The following is a 22,686-nucleotide window of genomic DNA, read 5'->3' as shown; positions in this document are numbered from 1 at the left end:
CCCGCGCACGTCCCGACCCTCCCCTGAGAGAAGCTCTTCCCGTGAAGCGAACGAGCACCCGCCTGGCCGACGGCCGCGAGATCCTGTACTACGACGCCGACGACGGCGCGGCCCGCGCCGTCCCCGACACCCGCCCCCTCGACGCGTCCTCCACCGCCTCCGAGGTGCGCCGCGATCCGCTGCTCGGCGACGCCGTCGTCATCGCCTCCCACCGCCAGACCCGCACCTACCACCCGCCCGCGGACGCCTGCCCGCTGTGCCCCTCCACCGAGGGGCGCGCGAGCGAGATCCCGGCCCCCGACTACGACGTCGTCGTCTTCGAGAACCGCTTCCCCTCCCTCGCCGGCGACACCGGCCGCTGTGAGGTCATCTGCTTCACCCCCGACCACCGGACCTCCTTCGCCGAACTCGACGAGGAGCGTGCCGCGCTCGTCCTGGCCGCGTGGACCGACCGCACCGCGGAGCTCTCCGCCCACCCCGGGATCCGGCAGGTCTACTGCTTCGAGAACCGCGGCGCAGAGATCGGCGTGACCCTCGCGCACCCGCACGGCCAGATCTACGCCTTCCCCTTCATCACCCCGCGCACCACCCGCATGCTCGCCACCGTCGCCGCCCACCGCGCCCGCACCGGCGGCAACCTCTTCGAGGAGGTGCTCGCCGCCGAACGGGCCGAGGGCACCCGGGTCGTCCTCGAAGGGGAGCACTGGACCGCCTTCGTGCCGTACGCCGCGCGCTGGCCGTACGAGGTCCACCTCCATCCGCACCGCCGCACCGCCGACCTCACCACCCTCGACGACGCGGCCCGCGCCGAGTTCCCCGGGCTCTACCTGGACCTGCTGCGCCGCTTCGACCGGCTCTTCGGGTCGCCAGCACCCACCCCGTACATCTCCGCCTGGCACCAGGCCCCGGTGTCCGGCGAGGGCCGCGCCGACTTCGCGCTCCACCTGGAACTCTTCACGGTCCGGCGCACCGCCGACAAGCTCAAGTACCTGGCGGGCACCGAATCCGGGATGGAGGCCTACATGAACGACGTCCGCCCCGAGGACGCGGCCGCGCGGCTGCGGGAGGTGGCGGGCCGATGAGCACGGCCGCGGACGGATTCCACCGGCTGTACGGATCCCCGCCCGAGGGGGTCTGGGCGGCCCCGGGCCGGGTCAACCTGATAGGCGAACACACCGACTACAACGACGGCTTCGCCCTCCCCTTCGCCCTCCCGCACCGCACCGAGGTGGCGGCGGCCCGCCGCCCCGACCGGATCCTGCGGATCCACTCCGCCGACGTCCCGTCGGGCGCGGTCACCGTCCACCTCGACCGCCTCGACCCGGCCCGCCCGCCCGCGGGCCCGCAGAGCTGGGCCGCCTACCCCGCCGGAGCCGCCTGGGCGCTGCTCGACGCCGGACTGCCCCTCGGCGGAGCCGACCTGCACATCCGCTCCGACGTGCCCACCGGAGCCGGACTCTCCTCCTCCGCCGCCCTGGAGGTGGCCACCGCCCTCGCGCTCACCGACCTGTACGGGATCCCGCTCGCCCGGCCCGAACTGGCCGCGCTCGCCCGCCGCGCCGAGAACGCCTACGTCGGCGTGCCCTGCGGGGTGATGGACCAGATGGCCTCGGCCTGCGCCACCGCGGGCCACGCCCTCCACCTCGACACCCGCACCCTCGAACAGCAGCACATCCCGTTCGACTGCGCCGCGGCCGGACTGCGCCTGCTGATCATCGACACCCGCGTCAAGCACACGCTCGGCGACGGGGCGTACGCCGACCGCCTAGCCTCCTGCCACGGCGCGGCCGCCGCGCTCGGGCTGCCGGCGCTGCGCGACCTCCCGTACGAGGACCTGGAGCCCGCGCTGGCCCGCCTCGGCGATCCGGTCGGGCGCCGACGGGCCCGCCACGTGGTCACCGAGAACGAACGGGTCGTACGGGTGGAGGAACTGCTGCGCGCCGGACGGCTGCGCGAGACGGGCCCGCTGCTGACCGAGGGCCACGCCTCGCTGCGCGACGACTACGAGGTGTCCTGCCCGGAGCTGGACCTGGCCGTCGCCACCGCCGGGGCGGCGGGCGCGTACGGCGCCCGGATGACCGGCGGCGGCTTCGGCGGCTCGGCGCTGGCCCTGATCGACGCGGACGCCGAGGCGGCCGTGGCCCGGGAGGTCACGCGGGCCTTCGCCGCGGCCGGGTACGCACCGCCGCACGTGACGGCCGCGGCCCCGGCCGCCGGGGCGGAGCGCATCCTCTGAGGAGCGTGCGGCGGTCCGCCGGGGCCGCCCTCGCCGGCGGGCTCCCGGAGCAGGGCCCGCCCTACAATCGTCACTTCGCCGATCACGTGCCGACGACTGCGGAGGAACCACACGCATGCGCTACATCCCGCTGGGCAGTTCAGGTCTTCAGGTCTCCGCCGTCGGCCTCGGCTGCAACAACTTCGGGGGCCGCCTCGACGCACAGGCCACCCGCGCCGTCGTCGACGCCGCCCTCGACGCGGGGATCACCCTCCTCGACACCGCCGACATCTACGGCGGACGCGGCGGCTCCGAGCGCCACCTCGGCCAGGCCCTCAAGGGCCGCCGCGACCAGGTCGTCCTCGCCACCAAGTTCGGCTACGCGGGCATGTCCATGGAGTACGGGCCCGCCGCCGGATCCCTCGGCGGCCGCGCGTACGTCCGGCGGGCCGTCGAGGAGTCCCTGCGCCGCCTGGACACCGACCACATCGACCTCTACCAGCTGCACAGCCCCGACCCGGCGACCCCCGTGGCCGAGACGCTCGCCGCGCTCACCGAGCTCGTCGCCGAGGGCAAGATCCGCTACATCGGCCACTCCAACTTCAGCGGGTGGCAGCTCGCCGCAGCCGCCCACGTCGCCCGCGAGACCGGGGCGGCGCCCTTCGTGTCGGCGCAGAACGAATGGTCGCTGCTCCAGCGGTCCGCGGAGCGGGAGCTGGTTCCGGCCGCCGTGCACTACGGCCTCGGGGTGCTCCCGTACTTCCCGCTCGCCAACGGCCTGCTGACCGGGAAGATCCGCCGGGGCGCGGCCGTCCCGGCCGGCTCCCGGCTGGAGGGCCGCGACGGCTACGTCACCGAGGAGCGGCTCGACACCGTCGAGGCCCTGGCCGCCGTCGCCGACAAGCACGGCCGCAGCATCCTCGAACTCGCCATCGGCTGGCTCTCCGCGCAGCCCGGTTGCTCGTCCGTCATCGCCGGCGCCACCTCGCCGGAGCAGGTACGGGCCAACGCGGCCGTCGGCGACCGCCCGCTGGAGCCCGAACTGCTGGCGGAGATCGACGCGATCGCGGGCGCCGCGGCCTGATCGGGACTCAGGCGGGGGCGCCCGTCAGGACCTCGACCCTGCCCGTGTCCAGCGAGTAGTACGCGCCGACGACGCCCAGGGAGCCCTTCTCCACGAGGGGCCCCAGGTCGGCGTTGGTCCGCAGACCGGCCGCCGTCACCTTGATCTGGTGGTGGGTCATGGTGGAGACGGGGTCCGTGCCGGGGTTCTTCGCCGTCAGCTCGTACGCCGGCACCATCGCCTTCGCGAGCGCCTCCAGGTTGCCGGGCAGCGGCTTTCCGGCCTCCAGCGACTTGTACGCGGCCTCGACCGCCCCGCAGCGCTGGTGGCCGAGCACGATCACCAGCGGGGTCCCGCCCGTCATGGGCCCGTACTCGACGGAGCCCGTCACCACCGGGCCGATCGCCTGCCCGCCCGTGCGCAGGACGTACAGGTCCCCGAGCCCCGTGTCGAAGATCAGCTCGGGCGCCACCCGGGAGTCGATGCAGGACAGGACCACCCCGAAGGGGTCCTGCGCCTCGGCGACCAGCTCGCGCCGCTCCGGATCCCGGTCGGGGTGGTCGAGGTTGCCGCTCACCCAGCGCCTGTTGCCCTCCATCAGGCGGGCGTACGCGGCCTGCGGGGTGGCCGGCCGCGGCTGCGGGGCCGCGGTCGTCACCTTGCGCACGGGTGCGGCCGAGCACCCCGAGAGGGCGCCGGCGGCGGCCGCGAGGCCCGCGGTGAGCACGGCCCTGCGAGCCGGAAGTCCTGCTGTGCGCATCGGTCGTACCCCTCGGTGCCGCGCAGACGCGTCCGTACGTCGTGACGACCGCGATTGTTCAGCGCACGGGGGCGACGGGGTGGCAGGCGCACGCGCCCGCCGCCCCGAATGCCGCAGACGGCCCACCCTCACGGCCCACCCTCACCGCCCCCGCCCGCGGCCCGCGCTCAGGACACGATGTCCTTGCGCGAGAACCCGCGGAACGCGAGCGCGAACAGCACCAGGGCGTACGACACCGACACCGCCGTCCCCTTGATCATCCCGCCCCACTCCAGGTGTGGCTGGAGCGCGTCCGCCCACGCGAACTGCCAGTGCGCGGGCAGGAACTCCCGCCACGAGCCGAGCGCCGTGACCGCGTCCAGCACGTTCCCCACGATCGTGAGGCCGACCGCCCCGCCCACCGCGCCCAGCGGCGCGTCCGTCCGCGTCGACAGCCAGAACGCCAGCCCGGCGGTGACCAGCTGCGAAACGAAGACGAACGCCACGACCAGAGCGAGCCGCGGCACGCTCTCCGCGGCCGTCAGCGAGCCGCCCGTGGGCAGCTTCAGGGGACCCCAGCCGTACGCGGCCGTGCCCGCCGCCAGCGCCACCACCGGCAGCAGCACCATCGCCGCCAGGCTGAAGCCCAGCGCCACCACCAGCTTGCTCCACAGCAGCCGGGCCCGCGGCACCGGTGAGGCCAGCAGGTAGCGCAGCGAGGACCAGCTCGCCTCCGAGGCCACCGTGTCCCCGCAGAACAGCGCCACCGGCACCACCAGCAGGAACCCGGCCGACACGAACAGGCACGTGGCAGCGAAGTTCGCCCCCGAGGCCGTCGCCGTGTCGATGAGCGTGATCCGCCCGTCCCTGCCGCCCCCGCCGTCCTGACCGCCGCCCACCGCGAACGCGATGATCATGATGAAGGGCAGTGCGGCCAGCACCCCGCCCATCACCAGCGTCCGCCGCCGGCGCCACTGCCGCAGCGCCTCCACGCGCAGCGGCAGCGTACGGTTCGCCCGGTAGCCGGGGGCCACCTCCGTCACGGTGCTCACCGTGCTCATGCCGCACCTCCGATCAGGGTGAGGAACGCGTCCTCCAGCCGGCGGTGCGGACCCACGGCGCTCACCGGCACCTCCAGCCGTACCAGCTCGGCGATCAGAGCGGTGGCCGTCGCGCCCTCCAGCCGTACGAGCAGCCCGTCATCGGCGGCCGTCACCGCACCCACTCCCTCCAGCGCGGCGACCTTCGCCACGGTCCCTTCGTCCACCGGCCCGGCCAGCGCCACCAGCAGCGTGTCCCCGCCGCCCGTGATCTCCTCGACCTCGCCCGCCCGTACCAGCCGCCCGCGGTCCATGACCACCAGGTGCGTGCACGTCTGCTCGACCTCCGACAGCAGGTGGCTGGAGACGATGACCGTCCGCCCGCCCGCCGCGTACCGGATCATCACGTCCCGCATCTCCCGGATCTGCGGCGGGTCCAGCCCGTTCGTGGGCTCGTCGAGGATCAGCAGATCGGGCATGCCGAGCATGGCCTGCGCGATGGCGAGACGCTGCCGCATGCCCTGGGAGTACGTGCGCACCGCGCGCTCCAGCGCGTCGCCGAGCCCGGCGATCTCCAGGGCCTCCGCCATGTGCGCGTCCCCGGCCGGGCGCCCGGTGGCCTGCCAGTACAGCTCCAGGTTGGCCCGTCCCGACAGGTGCGGCAGGAAGCCGGCCCCCTCGACGAACGCCCCCACCCGCGACAGCACCGGCGCTCCCGCCCGCACCGCGTGCCCGAACACCCGGATCTCGCCCTCGTCCGGCGAGATCAGCCCCATCAGCATCCGCAGGGTGGTGGTCTTGCCGGCGCCGTTGGGCCCGAGCAGGCCCAGGACCTGCCCCTTCTCGACCCGGAACGACAGGTCCCGCACGGCGTACCGGTCCTGTGCCCTCGCGTATTTCTTCGTCAGCCCGGAGATCTGAAGTGGTACGTCGGCCAGCGCCGGGTCGGGCTGCGGTGCGCCGGCCCGCGCCCCCGCACCCTCCCGGCCGGTCCTCCGGATCCCCAGCAGCGCCGCGGCCAGCAGCGCGGCGCCCAGCGGCAGCCCCCAGGTCCACGCCGGCAGCCCCGCCGAGGCCGTGCGGACCCCGCCGGCCACCGGCACGGCCAGGGCGCCCCGCACCGAGACCGTGTACGTGGCGGGCGCGGCCGGCGAGGCGTAGCCGAGGTCGGTGGCGGCGACGACCAGCCGCAGCCGGTGCCCCGCCTCGACGGCGTGGTCGACGGCGGGGAGCCGCAGCTCCACCGCGGCCCCCTGCTGCGCGTTCTCGACCCGCACCGGGGCGACCAGCTGGCTCGGCAGCACCTGCTGCCGCCCGTCGGGCCCGACGTCGTACACCTTGCCGAACAGGACGGCCGAACCGTCCGCGGCCGTCGACCTCACGTTCAGGGTCACGGTCGGGGTCCCGGTGATCCGCACCTCCTCGGCCAGCGGCTCCGAGTCGAACCGGGCGTACTGCCCGGGGAAGTCCAGCGACAGCCCGGCCCCGACGGCCGCCAGCTGCCCGCCGATCCCGGGCAGGGAGGACAGCGCGGGCGGGGCGCCGCCCGCCGGATTGGCGAAGCTCTGCTCCCGGCCGCCCAGGGCGAACTCCCGGGGACCGGCCGTCAGACCCGGGTAGCGCTCGCCGCTCGCGCCGCGCAGCTGCACCGCGCCGTCGGTGGAGTCGATGCCGCCGGAGCGCGAGACGCGGAAGACCGGACCGGTGTCCGCGCCCTTCTCGTCCTTGAGGTAGCGGTCGAACCAGGCGGCCACCCGGTCCTCGACCCGGCCCGACTCGCGCATGCCGCCGTCGTGCCCGCCGGCGGCCCAGTCCACCGAGACGGGGGCGCCGTTCGCCGCGATCGCCTTCGCCATCGCGTCGGCCTGGTCCAGCGGGAAGAGCGAGTCCTCCTGGCCCTGCACGATCAGCGTGGGCACCTTGATCCTGTCCCCGACGGCCGACGGACTGCGCGTCTCCAGCAGCGCGCGGGCCTCGGCGTCGGGCTTCCCGGCCACCGCGACCCGCTCGTACATGGCGCACAGCTCGGGCTGGAACCGCCCGCAGGCCGCGCCGCCCGCGGCGGCGGCTGCGGAGGAGGAGCCGGGGCTTGCGGCGGGAGCCGGGGCCGGGTCGGGGGCGGTCGCCGTGCCCGGCACGCCCCCGGGCTGCATCCCGTCGGCCGAACCGGTGGTGAAGAACAGCCCCGCCCACAGCTTCTTGAAGACGCCCTGCGGGAAGAGGGCGTCGGCGAGGTTCCAGTACGTGATCTGCGGGGCGATCGCGTCGACCCGCTTGTCGTATCCGGCCGCGAGCAGCGAGATCGCCCCGCCGTACGAGGCCCCGGCGACGCCGACGCGCGGATCGCCGTCCTCGTCGAGCCGCACCTCGGGCTGGAGCGCGAGCCAGTCGACGAGCCGCGACACGTCCTTGACCTCGTGCTCGGGGTCGTTCAGCCCGATCCGGCCGCCGGAGCGGCCGAAGCCGCGCGCCGACCAGGTCAGGACGGCGTACCCGTCCCGGGCCAGCCGCTCGGCCTGCGCGCGGACGTCGTCCTTGCTGCCGCCGAAACCGTGCCCCAGGAGCACCGCGGGCCGCTTCTGCCCGCCCCCGGCCGTGAAGTACGAGGTGTCGATGGCCGCGCCGGGCATCTCCACCATGCGGTCCTGGCGGTGCACGGCGGGCGCCTCGCCGGACGCGGCGGCGGTCCAGGTACCGGCCCCGGCGACGACGGCGAGCGCGGCGGCCCCCGCGAGCAGGCGGGTGCGGCGGCGCCGTGGCAGCCGGGGCTGCGGCAGTCGGAGCTTCATACCGAAACCCTAGACGCCGGGCCGCCGCGCCCCGAGCGCCCCCGGGCGGAACCCCCCACCTCCTCCAGGAGTACCCGGGCGGCCCCGGCATACCGCACCTGCGGTACCCGTACCCGACCTGCGGCACGCGCCGGGCGGCGGGAGGATGTCGGCATGCTGCTCGCCGAGGTCGCGTGCGTGTCCCGGGAGGTCGCCGAGACCTCCGCCCGCTCCCGCAAGACGGCGCTGCTCGCGGAGCTGTTCTCCGCCGCGCCGCCCGAAGAGGCCGGCCTGGTCATCTCGTACCTCTCCGGGCGCCTGCCGCAGGGCCGGCCCGGCATCGGCTGGCGTGCGCTCGCCGGGGAGGTCGAACCCGCCGACGCTCCCACCCTCACCGTCACCGCCGTCGACGCGGCGGTGACCGAGTACGCCGCCGTCGCCGGAGCGGGCGCCCAGGCCGGGCGGCGCCGGATCCTCGACGCCCTGCTCGGCGCCGCCACCGCCCCCGAGCAGCGGTTCCTGCGCAGCCTGCTGTCCGGCGAGGTCCGCCAGGGCGCCCTGGACGCGGTCGCCCTGGAGGGGGTCGCCGCGGCCGCCGGGGTACCCGCCGCCGAGCTGCGCCGCGCCGCGATGCTCGACGGCTCGCTGGCCCGGGTGGCCGCCGCCGTACTGGCCGACGGCGCGGCGGCCCTGCGCGAGGTCACCCTGCGCGTCGGGCAGCCCGTACAGCCGATGCTGGCCAACACCGCCAAGTCGGTGGCCGAGGCCCTGGCCGCGCTCGGGCCCTGCGCGGTGGAGGAGAAGCTCGACGGGATCCGGGTACAGGTGCACCGCGACGGGGACGAGGTACGGGTCTACACCCGCTCCCTCGACGACATCACCGGCCGGCTGCCGGAGGTGGCGGAGCTGGCACGGGCGCTGCCGGGGGAGCGTTTCATCCTCGACGGAGAGGTGATCGGGCAGGGGCCGGACGGCCGGCCCGTGCCCTTCCAGGAGGTCGCGAGCCGGGTCGGATCGCGGATCGACGTCGAGGCCGCCCGCCGGACCCTGCCCGTGGCCCCGTACTTCTTCGACGTGCTGGCGTCCGGGGACGAGGTGCTCCTCGACCTCCCCGTGCGCGAACGGTACGCCGCGCTCGCCGCCCTCGTGCCGCAGGAGCGCCGGGTGCGCCGGCTCGTCGTCGAGGATCCGGGGGAGCAGGCGGCGGCCGCCGAGGAGTTCTGGGCCGAGACCCTGCGCCGCGGGCACGAGGGGGTCATGCTCAAGGGCCTCGACTCCGTCTACGCGGCCGGGCGGCGCGGCAAGCACTGGCTCAAGGTGAAACCGGTCCACACCCTCGACCTGGTGGTGCTCGCGGTCGAGCGGGGCCACGGCCGGCGCACCGGACTGCTGTCGAACCTGCACCTCGGGGCCCGGGCCGCCGACGGGACGTACGCCATGCTCGGCAAGACCTTCAAGGGGCTCACCGACGAGATGCTGCGCTGGCAGACCGAGCGGCTGGGCGAGCTGGCGGTGGAGGACGACGGCTTCACCGTGCGGGTGCGCCCGGAACTGGTCGTGGAGATCGCCTACGACGGCCTCCAGCGCTCCCCCCGCTACCCGGCGGGGGTCGCGCTGCGCTTCGCGCGGGTGCTGCGGCACCGCCCGGACAAGCGGGCGGACGAGGCGGACACGGTGGAGACGGTGCTCGGGGGAGGATGACGGGGCGGGTCACGGCCCGACCGGGCGGGGCACGGCCACCCCCAACCGGTTTTGCCTCAGAGGCAACGGAAATTGCCAGGGAGGCAGGTTTCTGGCTCAATCGGGGCATGACAACCGGTCCTGCCCCCGGCCCCGAGGGCTTCGACGCCGGCCCCGAAGCCGACGAGCTGCCCTCCGTGGCCCCGCAACTGCGCGACCTGCGCCGCCGCGCCGGCCTCACCCTGGAGGCCGCCGCCGCGCGGGCCCGGCTCTCGCCCGCGCACCTGTCCCGGCTGGAGACCGGGCGGCGCCAGCCCTCGCTGCCGCTGCTGCTCGGGCTCGCCCGCACCTACGGTACGACGGTCTCGGAACTGCTCGGCGAGACCCCCGCCGTCGCCGATCCCATCGTACGGGCGGGCGGTCCGGGCGCCCGCGAGGCCGACGGGTGGACGTACTGGCAGGCCGGCGGCTCCGGCCGCGGGATGCAGGCGCTGCGCGTGCACGTCCCGCACGGCCGCAGCCAGGGCGAGCTGGTCCGCGTCCATCCCGGCGAGGAGTGGCTCTACGTCCTCAAGGGGCGGCTGCGGCTGCACCTGGGCGAGGCCGAGCACCTGCTGGAACCGGGGGACAGCGCGCACTTCGACTCGCTCACCCCGCACCGGATCGGCGCGGCCACGCCGAGCGGCGCCGACCTGCTGTTCGTCCACACCCTGCTGCAGAGCAGCCTCGCCGGGCTGTGCCTCGGCGGCGGCGCCCCCGGCACTCCCGCGCACCACTGACAACGTCCAGCCCAGGAGCCCCACCATGAACATCCAGTCCAAGTTCCCGCGCGGTCTGGTGATTCGGCTGATCGCCTACTTGTTCGTCGGTCACCTCTTCGCGTTCTTCGTCTACCTCCTCTTCGTCCTGGGCGGCCAGAACCAGTAACGAAGGCCGGGGCCCGCGACTCTGGAAACGTGCAGGTCCTGTCGCTACCCTCCGCGCATGATTTCCACGGTTGTCTGGGGTACCGGCAACGTCGGCCGTTTGGCCATCCGTGCCGTAGAGGCCCATCCGGCGCTGAAACTGGCCGCCGTCATCGTCCACCATCCCGACAAAATCGGCCGCGACGCCGGCCGGCTCGGCGAACTCGACCACGACACCGGGGTCCTGGCCACCGACGACATCGAGGCGGTCCTCGCCGCCCGGCCGCAGGCCGTCGTCTACGCGGCCTCCGGCGACACCCGCCCCGACGACGCGCTCGCCGACATCACCCGGGCCATCCGCTGCGGCGCGGTCGTCGTCAGCCCCGCCCTCTACCCGCTCTACGACCACCGCAACGCCCCGCCCGAGTTCCGCGATCCCGTGGCCGCCGCCGTCGCGGAGGGCGGCGGCTCGCTGTTCGCCTCCGGGGTCGACCCCGGCTGGGGCAACGACGTACTCCCGCTCCTGCTCAGCGGGCTCGGCAGCACCATCGACGCCATCCGCTGCCAGGAGATATTCGACTACTCCACCTACGACCAGCCGGACTCGGTCCGCTACTTGGTCGGCATGGGCCAGCCCATGGACTTCGAGCCGATGATGCTCATGCCGTCCGTCCCCACCATGGTGTGGGGCGGGCAGATCCGCATGATGGCCCGCGCCCTCGGGGTCGAACTCGACGAGATCCGCGAGACCGTGGACCGCCGCGCCCTCGACACCACCGTGACCACGCGCACCATGGGCGAGTTCGCGGCCGGCACCCAGGGCGCCATCCGCTTCGAGGTGCAGGGCATCGTCGAGGGCGAACCCCGCCTCGTCATCGAACACGTCACCCGCATCCACGCCTCCTGCGCCCCCGACTGGCCGTGCCCGCCCGACGGCGGCGACGGCGCCCACCGCGTGATCATCGAGGGCCGCCCGCACATCGAGGTCACCGTCGAGGCCACCGACGAGGGCGAGAACCGCTCGGCGGGCGGCAACGCCACCGCCGTCGGCCGCCTGGTCGGCGCCATCGACTGGCTGGTGGAGGCCGAACCGGGCCTCTACGACGCCCTCGACGTCCCCCTGCGCCCCGCCATCGGCAAGCTCGGAAGGAAACAGCCATGAGGATCGACATACCCGAAGGCCAGCACCCGATCGAGTACGTGTGGGGCGACATGGTCCCCGGGATCGGGATGGCCGCCGCCAACTTCTCCCTGTCGGTGTACGCCCACACCACCCTGGGGCTGCGCGAGTTCGAGGCCGCGCGGCTGCGCGTCGCGCAGATCAACGGCTGCGTGTTCTGCCTCGACTGGCGGACCGAGCGGGACGGGGAGAAGGTCGAGGAGGAGTTCTCCGACGCCGTCACCGAGTGGCGCACCACGGACCGGTTCGACGAACGGACCCGGCTGGCCGCGGAGTACGCGGAGCGCTACACGCTCGACCACCACAACCTCGACGAGGAGTTCTGGGAGCGGATGACCGCGCACTACAGCCAGTTGGAGATCGTGGAGCTGACGATGAGCATCGGGTCCTGGCTGGCCTTCGGCCGGCTCAACCACGTGCTGGGCCTCGACAGCGTGTGCGTACTGCCGGGGCACTGAGGCCCGTCACGCGGGCCATGGGTCCGGGGCCGGCCGGTGTGTCCGACGGCCCCGGGTCTGCGTACGGATCGCCTACAGGTCGGTGGCGATGATCTTCTCGATGTTGCGCTCGGCGAGCGCCGTGATGGTGACGAACGGGTTGACGCTGGTGTTGCCGGGGATCAGCGCGCCGTCGATCACGTAGAGGCCGGTGTATCCGTGCAGGCGGCCGTAGTTGTCGGTGGCCTTGTTCAGGACCGCGCCGCCCAGGGGGTGGTAGGTGAGGTGGTCGCCCCAGATCTTGTTGAGGCCGAACAGGTCCGTCCGGTAGATCGTCCCCTCCTTCGAGTTGATCTTGTCGAAGATGGTCTTGGCCATGTCGATGGACGGCTGCTTCCACGCCGTCTGCCAGTTCAGCTCGACGTTGCCCGAGGCCGCGTTGTACGTGAACTGGGCGCGGTTGGGGTTCTTGGTGATCGACAGGTAGAAGGAGGCGTAGGTCTCTATCCCCGTCGGCAGCGGCGCCACCTCGGCGAACGCCCCGCCCGCGTCCCAGTTGTCGATGCCGCCGCAGGGGATCGACGCCTGGACCTTGCCGGTCGGGTCCCACAGGTGGTTGGCCCGCCCGCACATGACGTTGCCGTTGTCCCCCCAGCCCTTGCCGATCTCGCCGTTGAGGGCGGGCAGTGCGCCGGTGGCCTTGAGCCTGACGAGCAGCTTGCTGGTGCCGACGCTGCCGGCCGCGAAGAACACCTTGTCGGCGACCACGGTCTTGGTGGCGGTCGTGGCGCCGGTGGTGTCGATCTGCTCGATGACGACGGTGTAGCCGCCGCCCGGCGCGGGGGAGACGGAAGTGACCTTGTGCAGCGCGGAGATGGTGACCTTGCCCGTGGCCCTGGCCTGTGCGAGATAGGTCTTCTGAAGCGACTTCTTGCCGTAGTTGTTGCCGTAGAGGATCTCCCCGGCCACCGCGGACTTGGGGACGGTGCCCGCCGCCTCCTGCTTCATGTAGTCCCAGTCGTAGACGTCCGGTACGAAGACGAACGGGAAGCCGGAGCGCTGGGCGTGCTTGCGGCCGACGCGGGCGAACTGGTAGCAGTCGACGGTGTCGAACCAGGCCGGGTCGACCAGGCCGACGCCCAGTCCGGCGTTGGCCCGGGGGTAGTAGGTGTTGTACATCTCCTCCGCGTCCACCGACGGGAGGATGGCGCCGAAGTTCGCTCGCCTCGGGGTGACCGCCATGCCGCCGTTGACCAGCGAGCCGCCGCCGACTCCGCGGCCCTGGTAGACGATGATGCCGCCCATCTCCTCGGCGTCCAGGATCCCGGTGTAGCGGGGGATGTCCTTGTCGATCGGGAAGCCGAGGAAGTTGCTCAGGGGCTGCTTGGTCCTGGTCCGCAGCCAGAACGAGCGCTGGTCGGGCGTGGTCGTGTTGCAGAAGATCTTGCCGTCGGAGCCCGGGGTGTCCCAGGCCATCCCCATCTCGATCATGTGGACGTCGACGCCGGCCTGGGCGAGCCGCAGGGCGGCGACGGAGCCCCCGTAGCCGGTGCCGATCACCAGGGCCGGTACGTGAGCGCCGTTGCCGATGGGGCCGGCGTCCGCTGTTGCCGGGGCGGCCGTTCGCGCCTGGGCCGGGGTGATCTGACCGGCGAGGGCCGCGGCGCCAAGAATAGAACTTGTTCCAGCCATGAATCCACGGCGTGAGATTCCATTGGAGCCGGATTTGTGCAGGGCTTTGTCACTCATGTGACGTTCCTCACTCTCGGCGGAATGGGAACGAGTTCTACTGCCGGTCGCATGGGAAGTCACTACATACGTCTAGGTAACTTTCGGCCTGTCACGTCACAGAGCCGGCCGGCGGCGGGCGCCGGACCCACCCCAGGACCAGCAGTGAAGCGACCGCCGCGAAGGCGCACCAGGTGGAGGCGAATTCCAGCCGCCACAGCGCTGAGCAGGCCAATGCCCCGACGGCGAGCACCGCGCCGAGGAGCCGCAGCCGCCGGTCGCCGGACAGCAGCAGGGCCCCCAGCGTGGCGAACAGGTAGCCCGCGAGGAAGAGCGGCATCCACGGAACCTTCACGCCGTATCCCATGGTGTGGCCCCGGATCTCGGCGACGGCGGGCCGCGTCGCGAGGCAGTACGCGAGCACGGCGGCGGTGGCGAGCCCGGCGGCCGCCGGCCCCCACAGGCGCCGCCGGTCCCCCGGAGCGATCGCGAGCAGGACCCCGAGCGGCACCCAGACCGGCAGCATTGGTAGGGCGATCACCACCCAGGCCGTGGTGGCCGGGCCGCAGCCGCCGCCCGCGCGCCATACGGCGGCCTCCACCAGCTGGTGGACACCCAGCAGCAACGGCAGTGCGGCGACCGGCAGATCGCGGGCCCGGCGTACGCGCGCCACGCACACGATCCCGACGGCGGTGATGACCGCACCCGCCGTCAGATCGGCCGTGGCGTTCCAGCACATGGCACCCCGCCGGTCAGGGTTTCGCCGCCCTCGGGGGTTCGAGCGGGGGAGAGGTCGTCGCGCAGTAGGTGCGGCACTCCGGGTGGCACCCGGCTCCGGGCACGGGCTTGCGTACGGTGGCCCAGGCGAAGGCGGCGCCCGCCACCAGCAGCCCCGCGCACCACAGCATGGCCCGCCCGAACGCGGCGTCGAACTCGGACGCCGAGCGGTACGCGTCCGGCCCCATCCCGGCCAGCAGCGGCAGCGCCGCCACCGCCAGCAGCCCGGCCGCCCGCGCGGCCGCGTTGTTGATGCCGCTGGCCAGGCCCGCCCGGCCGGGGTCCACTGAGGACAGCACGGTCGCCGTCAGCGGAGCCACCAGGGCCACCATGCCCAGGCCCATCACGATCAGCGCCGGCAGCACGTCCCGCACGTACGAGGCGTCCGGCCCCACCCGCAGCATCAGCAGCAGTGCCACCGCGCACAGCAGCGGCCCCACCGTGAGCGGGATCCGCGGCCCGATCTTCTCCCCGAGCGCCCCCGAACGGGCCGACAGCAGCAGCATCAGCGCGGTCGTCGGCAGCAGGGCCGCCCCCGCGCCCAGCGCCGAGTAGCCGGCCACCACCTGGAGCTGGAGCACGAAGAGGAAGAAGAACCCGCTGAAGGCCGCGTACACGAACAGGGTGACCACGTTGACGGCGGTGAACTGGCGGGAGGCGAAGATGTCGGGCGGCAGCATCGGATCGGCCCGGTGCCGCTCGACGTACACGAACGCGGCGGCCAGCAGCACGCCCCCGACGGCCGAGGCGATCACGAGCGGGGACCCGGACCGGGCCTCGATCAGCGCGTACGTCAGCAGGGCCAGGGCGGCCGCGCCCAGGAAGGCGCCGAGCACGTCGAACCGCCCGTGCGCCTGCGGGTCACGCGACTCCGGTACGTGCCGCAGGGCGATCGGCGCGCACACCGCGGCCACCGGCACGTTCAGCAGGAACACCCAGCGCCAGCCGGGCCCGTCCACCAGCCAGCCGCCGAGGAACGGCCCCACGGCCGCGCCCACCCCGCCGAACCCCGACCACAGCCCGACGGCCCGGGCCCGGTCCTCCGCGGCGATCGAGCCCTGGATCAGCGCGAGCGAACCGGGGGTCAGCAGCGCCCCGCCGATGCCCTGGAGGGCCCGCGCGGCGATCAGGACTCCCGTGTTCGGTGCGATCCCGCACAGCAGCGAGGCGCCCGCGAACCACACCACCCCGAGGACGAAGATCCGGCGCCGCCCGAAGCGGTCCCCGAGCGCTCCGCCGACGAGGATCAGTCCGGCCAGGGTGAGCATGTAGGCGTTGGCGGTCCACTGGAGCACGGCCATGTCGGCGTCGAGGTCCACTCCGATGGTGGGGAGGGCGACGTTGACGACGGTCGAGTCGAGCATGGCCATGGTCGAGCCGAGCACGGTGGTCAGTACGATCCACCGGCCCCGGGCCGACGCCAGCGGCACGCCGGGCCCGGCCGGATCGCGCTCTTGCGTGCCCGGCGCTGGATCCGTCATGTCTTCAGGCTGACCCGCCGGGGCCGCGATGGCCACCCCAGGCGCGAGGCGTACGGCTCATGAGGCCCTCTTGTAATGTCCATGACCCTTCCTTCACCATGACCGCGCACGTCGCGCACGCCCTTCCCGCACAACCTGCACACGGCGTCCGAGGAGGACCACACGTGGCCCAACGCAACAGGCGACGATCATTACGCGCGGCGCTCGCCGCTCTCACCACGGCCCTGCTCCTGCCCGTGGGAGCGGGCGTGGCGGCGGCAGCGCCGGAACCCGGCCCCACCCCCGGAGCGGCCGAGCGCAAGATCGAGCCGAAACTCCGCACCCAGCTCGACGACTCCGGCAAAGCCGTCTTCTGGGTCTACCTGGACAGCGCCGCCGACCTGACGGCGGCGGGGCGGCAGAAGACCCGCGCCGCCAAGGCTGAAACGGTTCTGCGCACCAAGCGGGAACACGCCGCGCGCAGCCAGGCCGAGGTGATCAAAGCCCTCGACGGGGCCAAGGCCGAGTACACCTCGTACTGGATCGTGAACGCCGTCCGCGTCGTCGGCAGCCAGAAACTCGCCGGCACCCTCGCCGAGCGCCCCGAGGTCGCCCGGATCGACGCCGACGACAAGGTCACCCTCCCCAAGCCCGCCGAGGGCAAACGGGAGAAGGCCGGCGCCGACGCGGTCGAATGGAACATCGACAGCATCAAGGCCCCGCAGGTCTGGGACCAGCTCGGCGTACGCGGCGAGGGCATCGTCGTCGCCAACATCGACAGCGGCGTCGACTACACGCACCCGGCCGTCAACGGCCAGTACCGCGGCAGGAACGCCGACGGGTCGTACGACCACAACTACAACTGGTTCGACCCGGCGGGTGTCTGCCCGACCGCCGCCCCCTGCGACAACAACGACCACGGCACCCACACCATGGGCACCATGGTCGGCGACGACGGCGGAGCCAACAAGATCGGCGTGGCCCCCGGCGCCAAATGGATCGCCGCCAAGGGCTGCGAGACCAACTCCTGCTCCGAGGCCTCCCTCCTCGCCGCCGGCCAGTGGATCGTCGCCCCGACCGACCTCAGCGGCCAGAACCCGCGCCCCGACCTGGCCCCGCACGTGGTCAACAACTCGTGGGGCAGCGCGACGCACGACGACTGGTACCAGCAGATCGTCGACACCTGGCGCGCCGCCGGCATCTTCCCCGCCTTCTCCAACGGGAACTCCGGCCCCGGCTGCGCCACCAGCGGCTCGCCCGGCGACTACGCGAACTCCTACAGCTCCGGTGCCTTCGACATCAACGGCGCCATCGCGTCCTTCTCCTCGCGCGGAGCCGGCCCCGGCGGCATCGTCAAGCCGAACATCGCGGCCCCCGGCGTGAACGTCCGCTCCTCCGTCCCCGGCGGTGCGTACGAGGCCTTCTCCGGCACCTCCATGGCCTCGCCGCACACCGCTGCCACCGTGGCCCTGCTCTGGTCCGCCGCCCCCGCCCTCGAAGGCGACGTCGCGCAGACCGAGCAGCTGCTCAACGGCACCGCCCAGGACACCGACAACGGCCAGTGCGGCGGCAACGCCGCCGACAACAACGTGTTCGGCGAGGGCAAGCTCGACGCGCTCGCCGCCGTCTCGGGCGCCCCGCGCGGGGCCATCGGCGCCGTCTCCGGCACCGTCCGCTCCGCCGGCGCGCCGGTCGCGGGCGCCAAGGTCACCGCCGCCGGCCCGATCGGCCGTACGACGACCACCGCGGCCGACGGCACCTACACCTTCCGCTCCCTGTCGGTGGGCGAGTACAACCTGACCGTCTCCAAGTTCGGCTACGGCCAGCAGACCTCGACGGCCACCGTGACCGAGAACGCCACCGCCACCGGGGACTTCACCCTCACCCAGGCCCCCTCCGGCAAGCTCACCGGCACCGTCACCTCGCCCGCCGGCCCCGCCGCGGGCGCCACCGTCACCGTCACGGACACCCCGGTGACCGCGACCGCCGACGAGCAGGGCCGCTTCGAGGTCACCCTGCCGCACGGCACCTACGAGGTACGGGCCGCGCACTCCTCCCGCTGCGTCACCGGCGGCAGCGCCCGGACCACCGTCGCGGGCGACACCTCGGTCGCGGTCACGCTGCCCGAGCGCACCGACGGATACGGCTACGCCTGCGCCACGCCCGGCGGCCGCCCCTACGCGGCCGGGGACCGGCAGCTCGCGCTGACCGGCGACAACACCACCGAGCGCGTCGACCTCCCGTTCCCCGTCCCGATGTACGGAAAGACGTACGGCCAGGCCTGGATCGGGACGAACGGCACCGTCAGCTTCGGCGGCAACAACACCGGTGACATCAACGGGGACCTCCCGAGCACGGCCACGCCCAACGCGGCGCTGTACCCGTTCTGGGACGACCTGGTCGTCGGCGCGGCCGGCAGCGGCTCCGGCGTCTTCACCGGCGTCACCGGCACCGCCCCGCACCGGACGTACGTGATCGAGTGGCGCGAGGTGTCCCACTGGTCGGCGCAGACCGACAAGTTCTCGTTCTCGGCGGCGATCGGCGAGGACGGCACCGTCGTCTACACCTACAAGGGGACGGGCGGCACCGGCATCAAGGGCGGCTCCTCGGCCACCGTCGGCGTGGAGAACGCGACGGGCACCGACGCCTTCAAGTACTCCTTCAACCAGGCGGGCATCACCGACGGGCTCGCCATCGCCTTCAAGACCACCAAGAGCGGCGTGGTGGCGGGCAAGGTGCTCGACGCGAACGACGGCAAGGGCGTCGCGGGCGCCACGGTGACCGTCGGAACCGGCGACACGGCGGTGTCGGCGACCACGGCGGCGGACGGCGGGTACGTCGTCCAGAGCCCCTCCGGTGCGCGCGCGGTGTCCCTCACCGCCCCGGCGTACGAATCCGCTGCCGCGACGGTGGACGTCAAGGCGGCCGACGTCACGAGCGTGACGCAGTCCCTGCGCACGGGCCGGGTGACCGCCGCCAAGACGGCGGTCGAGGTCGTCCTGCCGGCGGACCAGAAGCGGACCCGCACCCTCGACCTCACCAACCCGGGCCTGGGCACGGACTTCACGGTGACCGAGGACGCGGCCTGGCTGACGGCCACCCCCGGGACGGGGAACCTCCCGACGGGCGGCAAGACCACGCTCGACCTGGCCGTGGACACCAAGGGCCTGGCGGCCGGGACGGTCCTGACGGCCGACCTGAAGATCGCATCGGCGAGCGGGCGGGCCCCGGTCCTCACCGTCCCGGTCAAGATCGTGGTCCCGCGCTACCAGGTGGCCCTGGACGCGGGCTCGGACTCCGCGGCCACGGACACGCTCGGGGACGGCTGGTCCCCGGACCGCAAGTACACCGCCGGCTCGTACGGCTACCAGGGCAGCTCCTCGACGCACTCCACCGGGCGCACCATCGCGGGTACGGCGGACCAGAAGCTGTTCCGCAATGCCCGTGAGGGCATGTACGAGTACCGCTTCGACAACGTCCCGAACGGCACGTACACCGTGGAGCTCGGCTTCGCGGAGCTGTCGTCGACGAAGCCGAACAAGCGGGTCTTCGACGTGATGGCGGAGGGCACGCAGGTGCTTCCCTCGCTGGACATCGCGCTGGAGTCGGGCGGCTCGTACACGGCCCTGACCCGGACGTACACGGTCACGGTCACCGACGGCGTGCTCAACGTCCGCTTCGTCGCGCACGGGGGGTACGGCAAGCCGCTGCTGAACTCCCTGCGGGTGACGGACCGCCCCGACAAGAGCTGACGGGCACGGGCACCGGCAGATGACGGGGGCGGGTCGCCGGAGGGCGGCCCGCCCCTTCCGCGCACGGCCACCACGGGAACGCTCCGGCCGCGTGTCGGCGTCGGCGTCGGCGTCGGCGTCGGTGTCGGTGTCGGGACGGCCGCCGGCCGCCGGCGGCCGGTGATCGAGGCCGACGTCTTCCGGAGCCGGGGCCGGGGCGGGCGCCGGTGGGCGCCGCTGGCATTCGGGTGGCCCGGGGCGAATCCGCGCCACCCCGGGGCGCCGGACCGGCGGGCCCCGCCGGGCGGTGGCTAGCGTGGAGCCCATGACGCTCCAGAGCGACCGCGCGGACGCGGCCGATGCAGCCGGCGTGGAAGTCCGGATCCGGGCGGTGGTCCAGGCCGCCGACCCCGACGCGGTGTGGGCCGTCGGCGGGCCGGACGGGCCGCACGCCGGGTCTGCGGACGAGGCCCCGGCCCTCGACGTGGGCGGGCTGAAGCCCGTACTCGCGCTGTGGCCGGTGATCGGGAGCCTGGTGGCCGAGGAGGCGCTGCGGCTGCACACGCCACTTGCGGCGTACGGGGTCGAGGCCGATGCCGGAACCACGGCCCACCACCTGCTGAGCCACTCCACCGGCCCCGAGGCCCACACCACCCTCACCCGCCTCGCCGAGCACCTCACCGGCCTCCCCCTCGCCGAGCTCGCCGCCACCCGCGTCTGGCACCCCCTCGGGATGACCGGCACCGCCTTCGCCGACGACACCCTGCACGCACCGCCGGCCGACCTCGCCCGCTTCCTGGGCCACCTCCTCTCCCCGGCGGAGCACCCCCTCACCCGTGCCTGGGTCACCGAATCCCTCCGCATCCGCACGGGGGAGCTGACCCCGGCCCGCGGCCTCCTGTGGCACCCGGCCCCGCACGGCACCTGGTCGTACGGCGAAACCCCGGCGGTCTGGCTCTCCCCCCGCCTCCCGCGCTGGGCCTTCCTCCTCCCCACCCACCCCCCGGGCCCCCTCCGCACCACCTTCCGCGAAGCGGCCTTCGCGCCAACTCCCTATCCTTGAGCCGATATCGGCATGACGGGGGGAGTGGGACCGGGATGCGGAGAACCCGACAGAGAGACCGCGAGTGGCCCGGCCCGCAGTCCCCCTGGGACGAGATCGTGCCCCGCCTCTGGATGGGCGGTCACCACTGGACCGACCCCGCGGGGGAGCTGCGTCCCGTCGTGGCCGGCTCCGAGTTCGACCTCGTGATCAGCCTCTACAGCCGATCCGGGCACGGCCCCGACGCCCACGTGGATCACCTGGTCAGGGAGATGCCCGACGGGCCGCTGACCGCCGCCGAGCTGCACGGGGTGGAGGACCTTGCCCGGACGGGCGTCTCGGCACTCGACAAAGGACTCACCGTCCTCGTGCGCTGCCATTCCGGCTACAACCGCTCGGGACTCGTGATCGCCCAGATGCTGATCGAACGGGGGCTGCCGGCCGGTGAGGCCGTGGCGCTCGTACGGGAGCGGCGGTCGCCCGCAGCGCTGAGCAACGAGGCCTTCACCTCCTACCTTTCCGCCGGGCTCGGCGTGGCCGCGCTGCTCGTCGGGTTGGAGCCACCCGGCTAGGCCGTGTCCTTCGCCCCGGGCCCGCCATGATCCGAAAGACACGGCCCAGTGCTCGGGGCGCGGGTGGGAGCGGGGGGACGTACGGTGAGGTCGATGTCACCGACCGTTGGTTTCCGGCCGCGCGCGGAGGTACCCGGATGCGCACGCTTCACGAGGCCGCCCCGGGCGTCCCGCCGGAGGACCTCGCCCCGGCGGCCCGATCCCAGGGAGGTGGTGCGGCCATGACCGGTCCCGGTACGACGCAGGCCGCCGTCTCACGCGGGCAGCAGGCGCGGGCCGGCCGCGCCGGGTCCGTCCGGTTCGCCGCCGGCCGCGCCCTTCCGCTCTTCGTGCGCGGCCGGGGCTCCGGCGGCGCCCGGCCGGCCTTCTCCGCCGACGCGCTGCGCGCCCTGCGCGCCCGCCACGGCGGGGCCCCCGTTCTCGTACGCGGGCTCTCCGGAGCCGTCCTCGTCCTGCTCGACCGCCAGGAACTCCGGCAGTTCTACGAAGCCGAACCCGGCACCGCCCCCCGGCCCGGCCCCGGCGCGGTCCACTCCCGCGCCGCCGTCCGCGCCGTCATCGCCGAGGAGGCCCGGCACCTCACCGCCGCCGCCACCCTCGACCTCGTCCGCGCCCGGCACGCCGTGGCCCGCGCCGCCCGCCGGATCGGGCTCGGAGACGGCGCGGACGCCGGGGACGATCACCCCACCGGGCTGCTCGGCCGGTTCCGCCGCCGCGGCGCACCCGACGGGCACGCGCTGCCCGGCCGCTCCGCCGCGTACGCCGGCCGGGCGGAACAGGCCCTGCGGGCCGTGGACGGCATCCCGGCCACGGTGCTCCGCACCCTGCTCCTCCTCGGCACCCACCCGGCCGAGCAGGACGCGGCGGCCGCCGAAGCAGCCGGATCCGGCGCCCCCGAGGACCTGCCCCGGCTGCGGGCCTGCGTACGGGAGTGCCTGCGCCTCTACCCGGCGGTGCCCGACCTGGTCCGCGTCACCCGTACCGAGACCGAGTGGCGGGGCGTACGCCACCCCGCCGGCACCACGGTCCTGCTGCCCGCCCACTTCCACCAGCGCGACCCGGAGCACGTGCCCGCCGCGCACGTCTTCGTACCGGGCCGCTGGAAGACCCCCGGTGCGGAGGAGGACATCCGGATGGCCCCCTTCGGCCACGGCCCGGGCCGCTGCCCGGGCGACCGGCTCGGCCTGCTGATCACCACCGCCCTGTGCGCCGAGGTCCTGCGCCACCGCCGGATCACGGCCACCCGGCCGTTGCTCGACCCGCCGGGACCCCTGCCCGTGGCACTGGACCCGCGCGGCATCCGGCTCACCCTCACCCGCCGCTGACCGACGCCACTCGCCACTCGTCAC

18 protein-coding genes are annotated in these 22,686 nt (G+C 73.9%); 12 read left to right on the top strand and 6 right to left on the bottom strand.

Translation table 11 applies throughout. The features are described 5' to 3' along the window. Positions 1-41 precede the first annotated feature (41 nt). The 3 genes from galT to ACFYXV_RS23920 all read left to right on the top strand — a co-directional run bounded on the left by galT (position 42) and on the right by ACFYXV_RS23920 (position 3,299). Positions 42-1,082 carry a galactose-1-phosphate uridylyltransferase gene (galT, locus tag ACFYXV_RS23930; protein ID WP_389383974.1) on the top strand — a complete coding sequence of 347 codons (1,041 nt, stop codon included), beginning with the start codon at positions 42-44 and terminating at the stop codon, positions 1,080-1,082. Then, entirely contained in the window at positions 1,079-2,236 is a 1,158-nt protein-coding gene (galK, locus tag ACFYXV_RS23925) for a galactokinase (RefSeq protein ID WP_389383973.1), read from the top strand. Before galT ends, galK begins: the two co-directional genes overlap by 4 nt. 115 nt (positions 2,237-2,351) lie before the next feature. Continuing rightward, a complete protein-coding gene (locus ACFYXV_RS23920; RefSeq protein ID WP_389383972.1) occupies positions 2,352-3,299 on the top strand; it encodes an aldo/keto reductase in 948 nt (315 codons plus the stop codon). A gap of 7 nt (positions 3,300-3,306) precedes the next feature. Here the strand turns inward: ACFYXV_RS23920 and ACFYXV_RS23915 are convergent, their stop codons facing one another. The 3 genes from ACFYXV_RS23915 to ACFYXV_RS23905 all read right to left on the bottom strand — a co-directional run bounded on the left by ACFYXV_RS23915 (position 3,307) and on the right by ACFYXV_RS23905 (position 7,846). Continuing rightward, on the bottom strand, positions 3,307-4,038 hold the full coding sequence (locus tag ACFYXV_RS23915) for a carbonic anhydrase (RefSeq protein ID WP_385465815.1): 732 nt from the start codon (positions 4,036-4,038) through the stop codon (positions 3,307-3,309). A 167-nt stretch (positions 4,039-4,205) separates the two neighbouring features. Then, positions 4,206-5,078 carry an ABC transporter permease gene (locus ACFYXV_RS23910; protein ID WP_389383971.1) on the bottom strand — a complete coding sequence of 291 codons (873 nt, stop codon included), beginning with the start codon at positions 5,076-5,078 and terminating at the stop codon, positions 4,206-4,208. Further along, positions 5,075-7,846 (bottom strand): alpha/beta fold hydrolase, encoded by a 2,772-nt coding sequence (locus tag ACFYXV_RS23905; protein WP_389383970.1) that lies wholly within the window; start codon positions 7,844-7,846, stop codon positions 5,075-5,077. The genes ACFYXV_RS23910 and ACFYXV_RS23905 overlap by 4 nt, the downstream gene beginning before the upstream one ends. Before the next feature lie 153 nt (positions 7,847-7,999). On the opposite strand from ACFYXV_RS23905, the gene ACFYXV_RS23900 reads away from it, so the two are divergent. The 5 genes from ACFYXV_RS23900 to ACFYXV_RS23880 all read left to right on the top strand — a co-directional run bounded on the left by ACFYXV_RS23900 (position 8,000) and on the right by ACFYXV_RS23880 (position 12,048). After that, positions 8,000-9,526: an ATP-dependent DNA ligase gene (locus tag ACFYXV_RS23900; protein ID WP_389383969.1), complete on the top strand. Its 1,527-nt coding sequence runs from the start codon at positions 8,000-8,002 to the stop codon at positions 9,524-9,526. A gap of 107 nt (positions 9,527-9,633) precedes the next feature. Continuing rightward, positions 9,634-10,284: a helix-turn-helix domain-containing protein gene (locus tag ACFYXV_RS23895; protein ID WP_385465806.1), complete on the top strand. Its 651-nt coding sequence runs from the start codon at positions 9,634-9,636 to the stop codon at positions 10,282-10,284. Between the two features lie 25 nt (positions 10,285-10,309). Beyond that, complete coding sequence (locus tag ACFYXV_RS23890) at positions 10,310-10,432, top strand: DUF6126 family protein (RefSeq protein WP_037635127.1); 123 nt, start codon at positions 10,310-10,312, stop codon at positions 10,430-10,432. A 57-nt stretch (positions 10,433-10,489) separates the two neighbouring features. Next, a complete protein-coding gene (locus tag ACFYXV_RS23885) occupies positions 10,490-11,572 on the top strand; it encodes a dihydrodipicolinate reductase (RefSeq protein ID WP_389383968.1) in 1,083 nt (360 codons plus the stop codon). Further along, positions 11,569-12,048 (top strand): carboxymuconolactone decarboxylase family protein, encoded by a 480-nt coding sequence (locus tag ACFYXV_RS23880; RefSeq protein ID WP_030296442.1) that lies wholly within the window; start codon positions 11,569-11,571, stop codon positions 12,046-12,048. Before ACFYXV_RS23885 ends, ACFYXV_RS23880 begins: the two co-directional genes overlap by 4 nt. A 72-nt stretch (positions 12,049-12,120) precedes the next feature. On the opposite strand, the gene ACFYXV_RS23875 is transcribed toward ACFYXV_RS23880, so the two are convergent. From ACFYXV_RS23875 to ACFYXV_RS23865, 3 genes are all read right to left on the bottom strand, one after another. After that, positions 12,121-13,776 (bottom strand): GMC oxidoreductase, encoded by a 1,656-nt coding sequence (locus tag ACFYXV_RS23875; protein ID WP_389383967.1) that lies wholly within the window; start codon positions 13,774-13,776, stop codon positions 12,121-12,123. 91 nt (positions 13,777-13,867) lie between these two features. Next, on the bottom strand, positions 13,868-14,494 hold the full coding sequence (locus ACFYXV_RS23870) for a DUF6629 family protein (protein ID WP_389383966.1): 627 nt from the start codon (positions 14,492-14,494) through the stop codon (positions 13,868-13,870). 13 nt (positions 14,495-14,507) lie between these two features. Further along, positions 14,508-16,013 (bottom strand): MFS transporter, encoded by a 1,506-nt coding sequence (locus tag ACFYXV_RS23865; RefSeq protein WP_385465791.1) that lies wholly within the window; start codon positions 16,011-16,013, stop codon positions 14,508-14,510. Positions 16,014-16,177: 164 nt separating this feature from the next. Here ACFYXV_RS23865 and ACFYXV_RS23860 point away from each other — a divergent pair, with 164 nt between their 5' ends. The 4 genes from ACFYXV_RS23860 to ACFYXV_RS23845 all read left to right on the top strand — a co-directional run bounded on the left by ACFYXV_RS23860 (position 16,178) and on the right by ACFYXV_RS23845 (position 22,662). Continuing rightward, positions 16,178-19,744: a S8 family serine peptidase gene (locus tag ACFYXV_RS23860; RefSeq protein WP_389383965.1), complete on the top strand. Its 3,567-nt coding sequence runs from the start codon at positions 16,178-16,180 to the stop codon at positions 19,742-19,744. A gap of 304 nt (positions 19,745-20,048) precedes the next feature. Continuing rightward, positions 20,049-20,786, top strand: a complete 738-nt coding sequence (locus tag ACFYXV_RS23855) for a hypothetical protein (protein WP_389383964.1) — start codon at positions 20,049-20,051, stop codon at positions 20,784-20,786. A gap of 35 nt (positions 20,787-20,821) precedes the next feature. Further along, positions 20,822-21,337, top strand: a complete 516-nt coding sequence (locus tag ACFYXV_RS23850) for a protein phosphatase (protein ID WP_389383963.1) — start codon at positions 20,822-20,824, stop codon at positions 21,335-21,337. Between the two features lie 137 nt (positions 21,338-21,474). Further along, positions 21,475-22,662 carry a cytochrome P450 gene (locus tag ACFYXV_RS23845; RefSeq protein ID WP_385465782.1) on the top strand — a complete coding sequence of 396 codons (1,188 nt, stop codon included), beginning with the start codon at positions 21,475-21,477 and terminating at the stop codon, positions 22,660-22,662. Positions 22,663-22,686 lie beyond the last annotated feature (24 nt).

It is taken from the genome of Streptomyces sp. NPDC002181 (assembly GCF_042890485.1).
In the GTDB taxonomy this organism is placed as follows: Bacteria; Actinomycetota; Actinomycetes; order Streptomycetales; family Streptomycetaceae; genus Streptomyces.
This window is presented reverse-complemented; position numbering and strand designations above follow the sequence as displayed.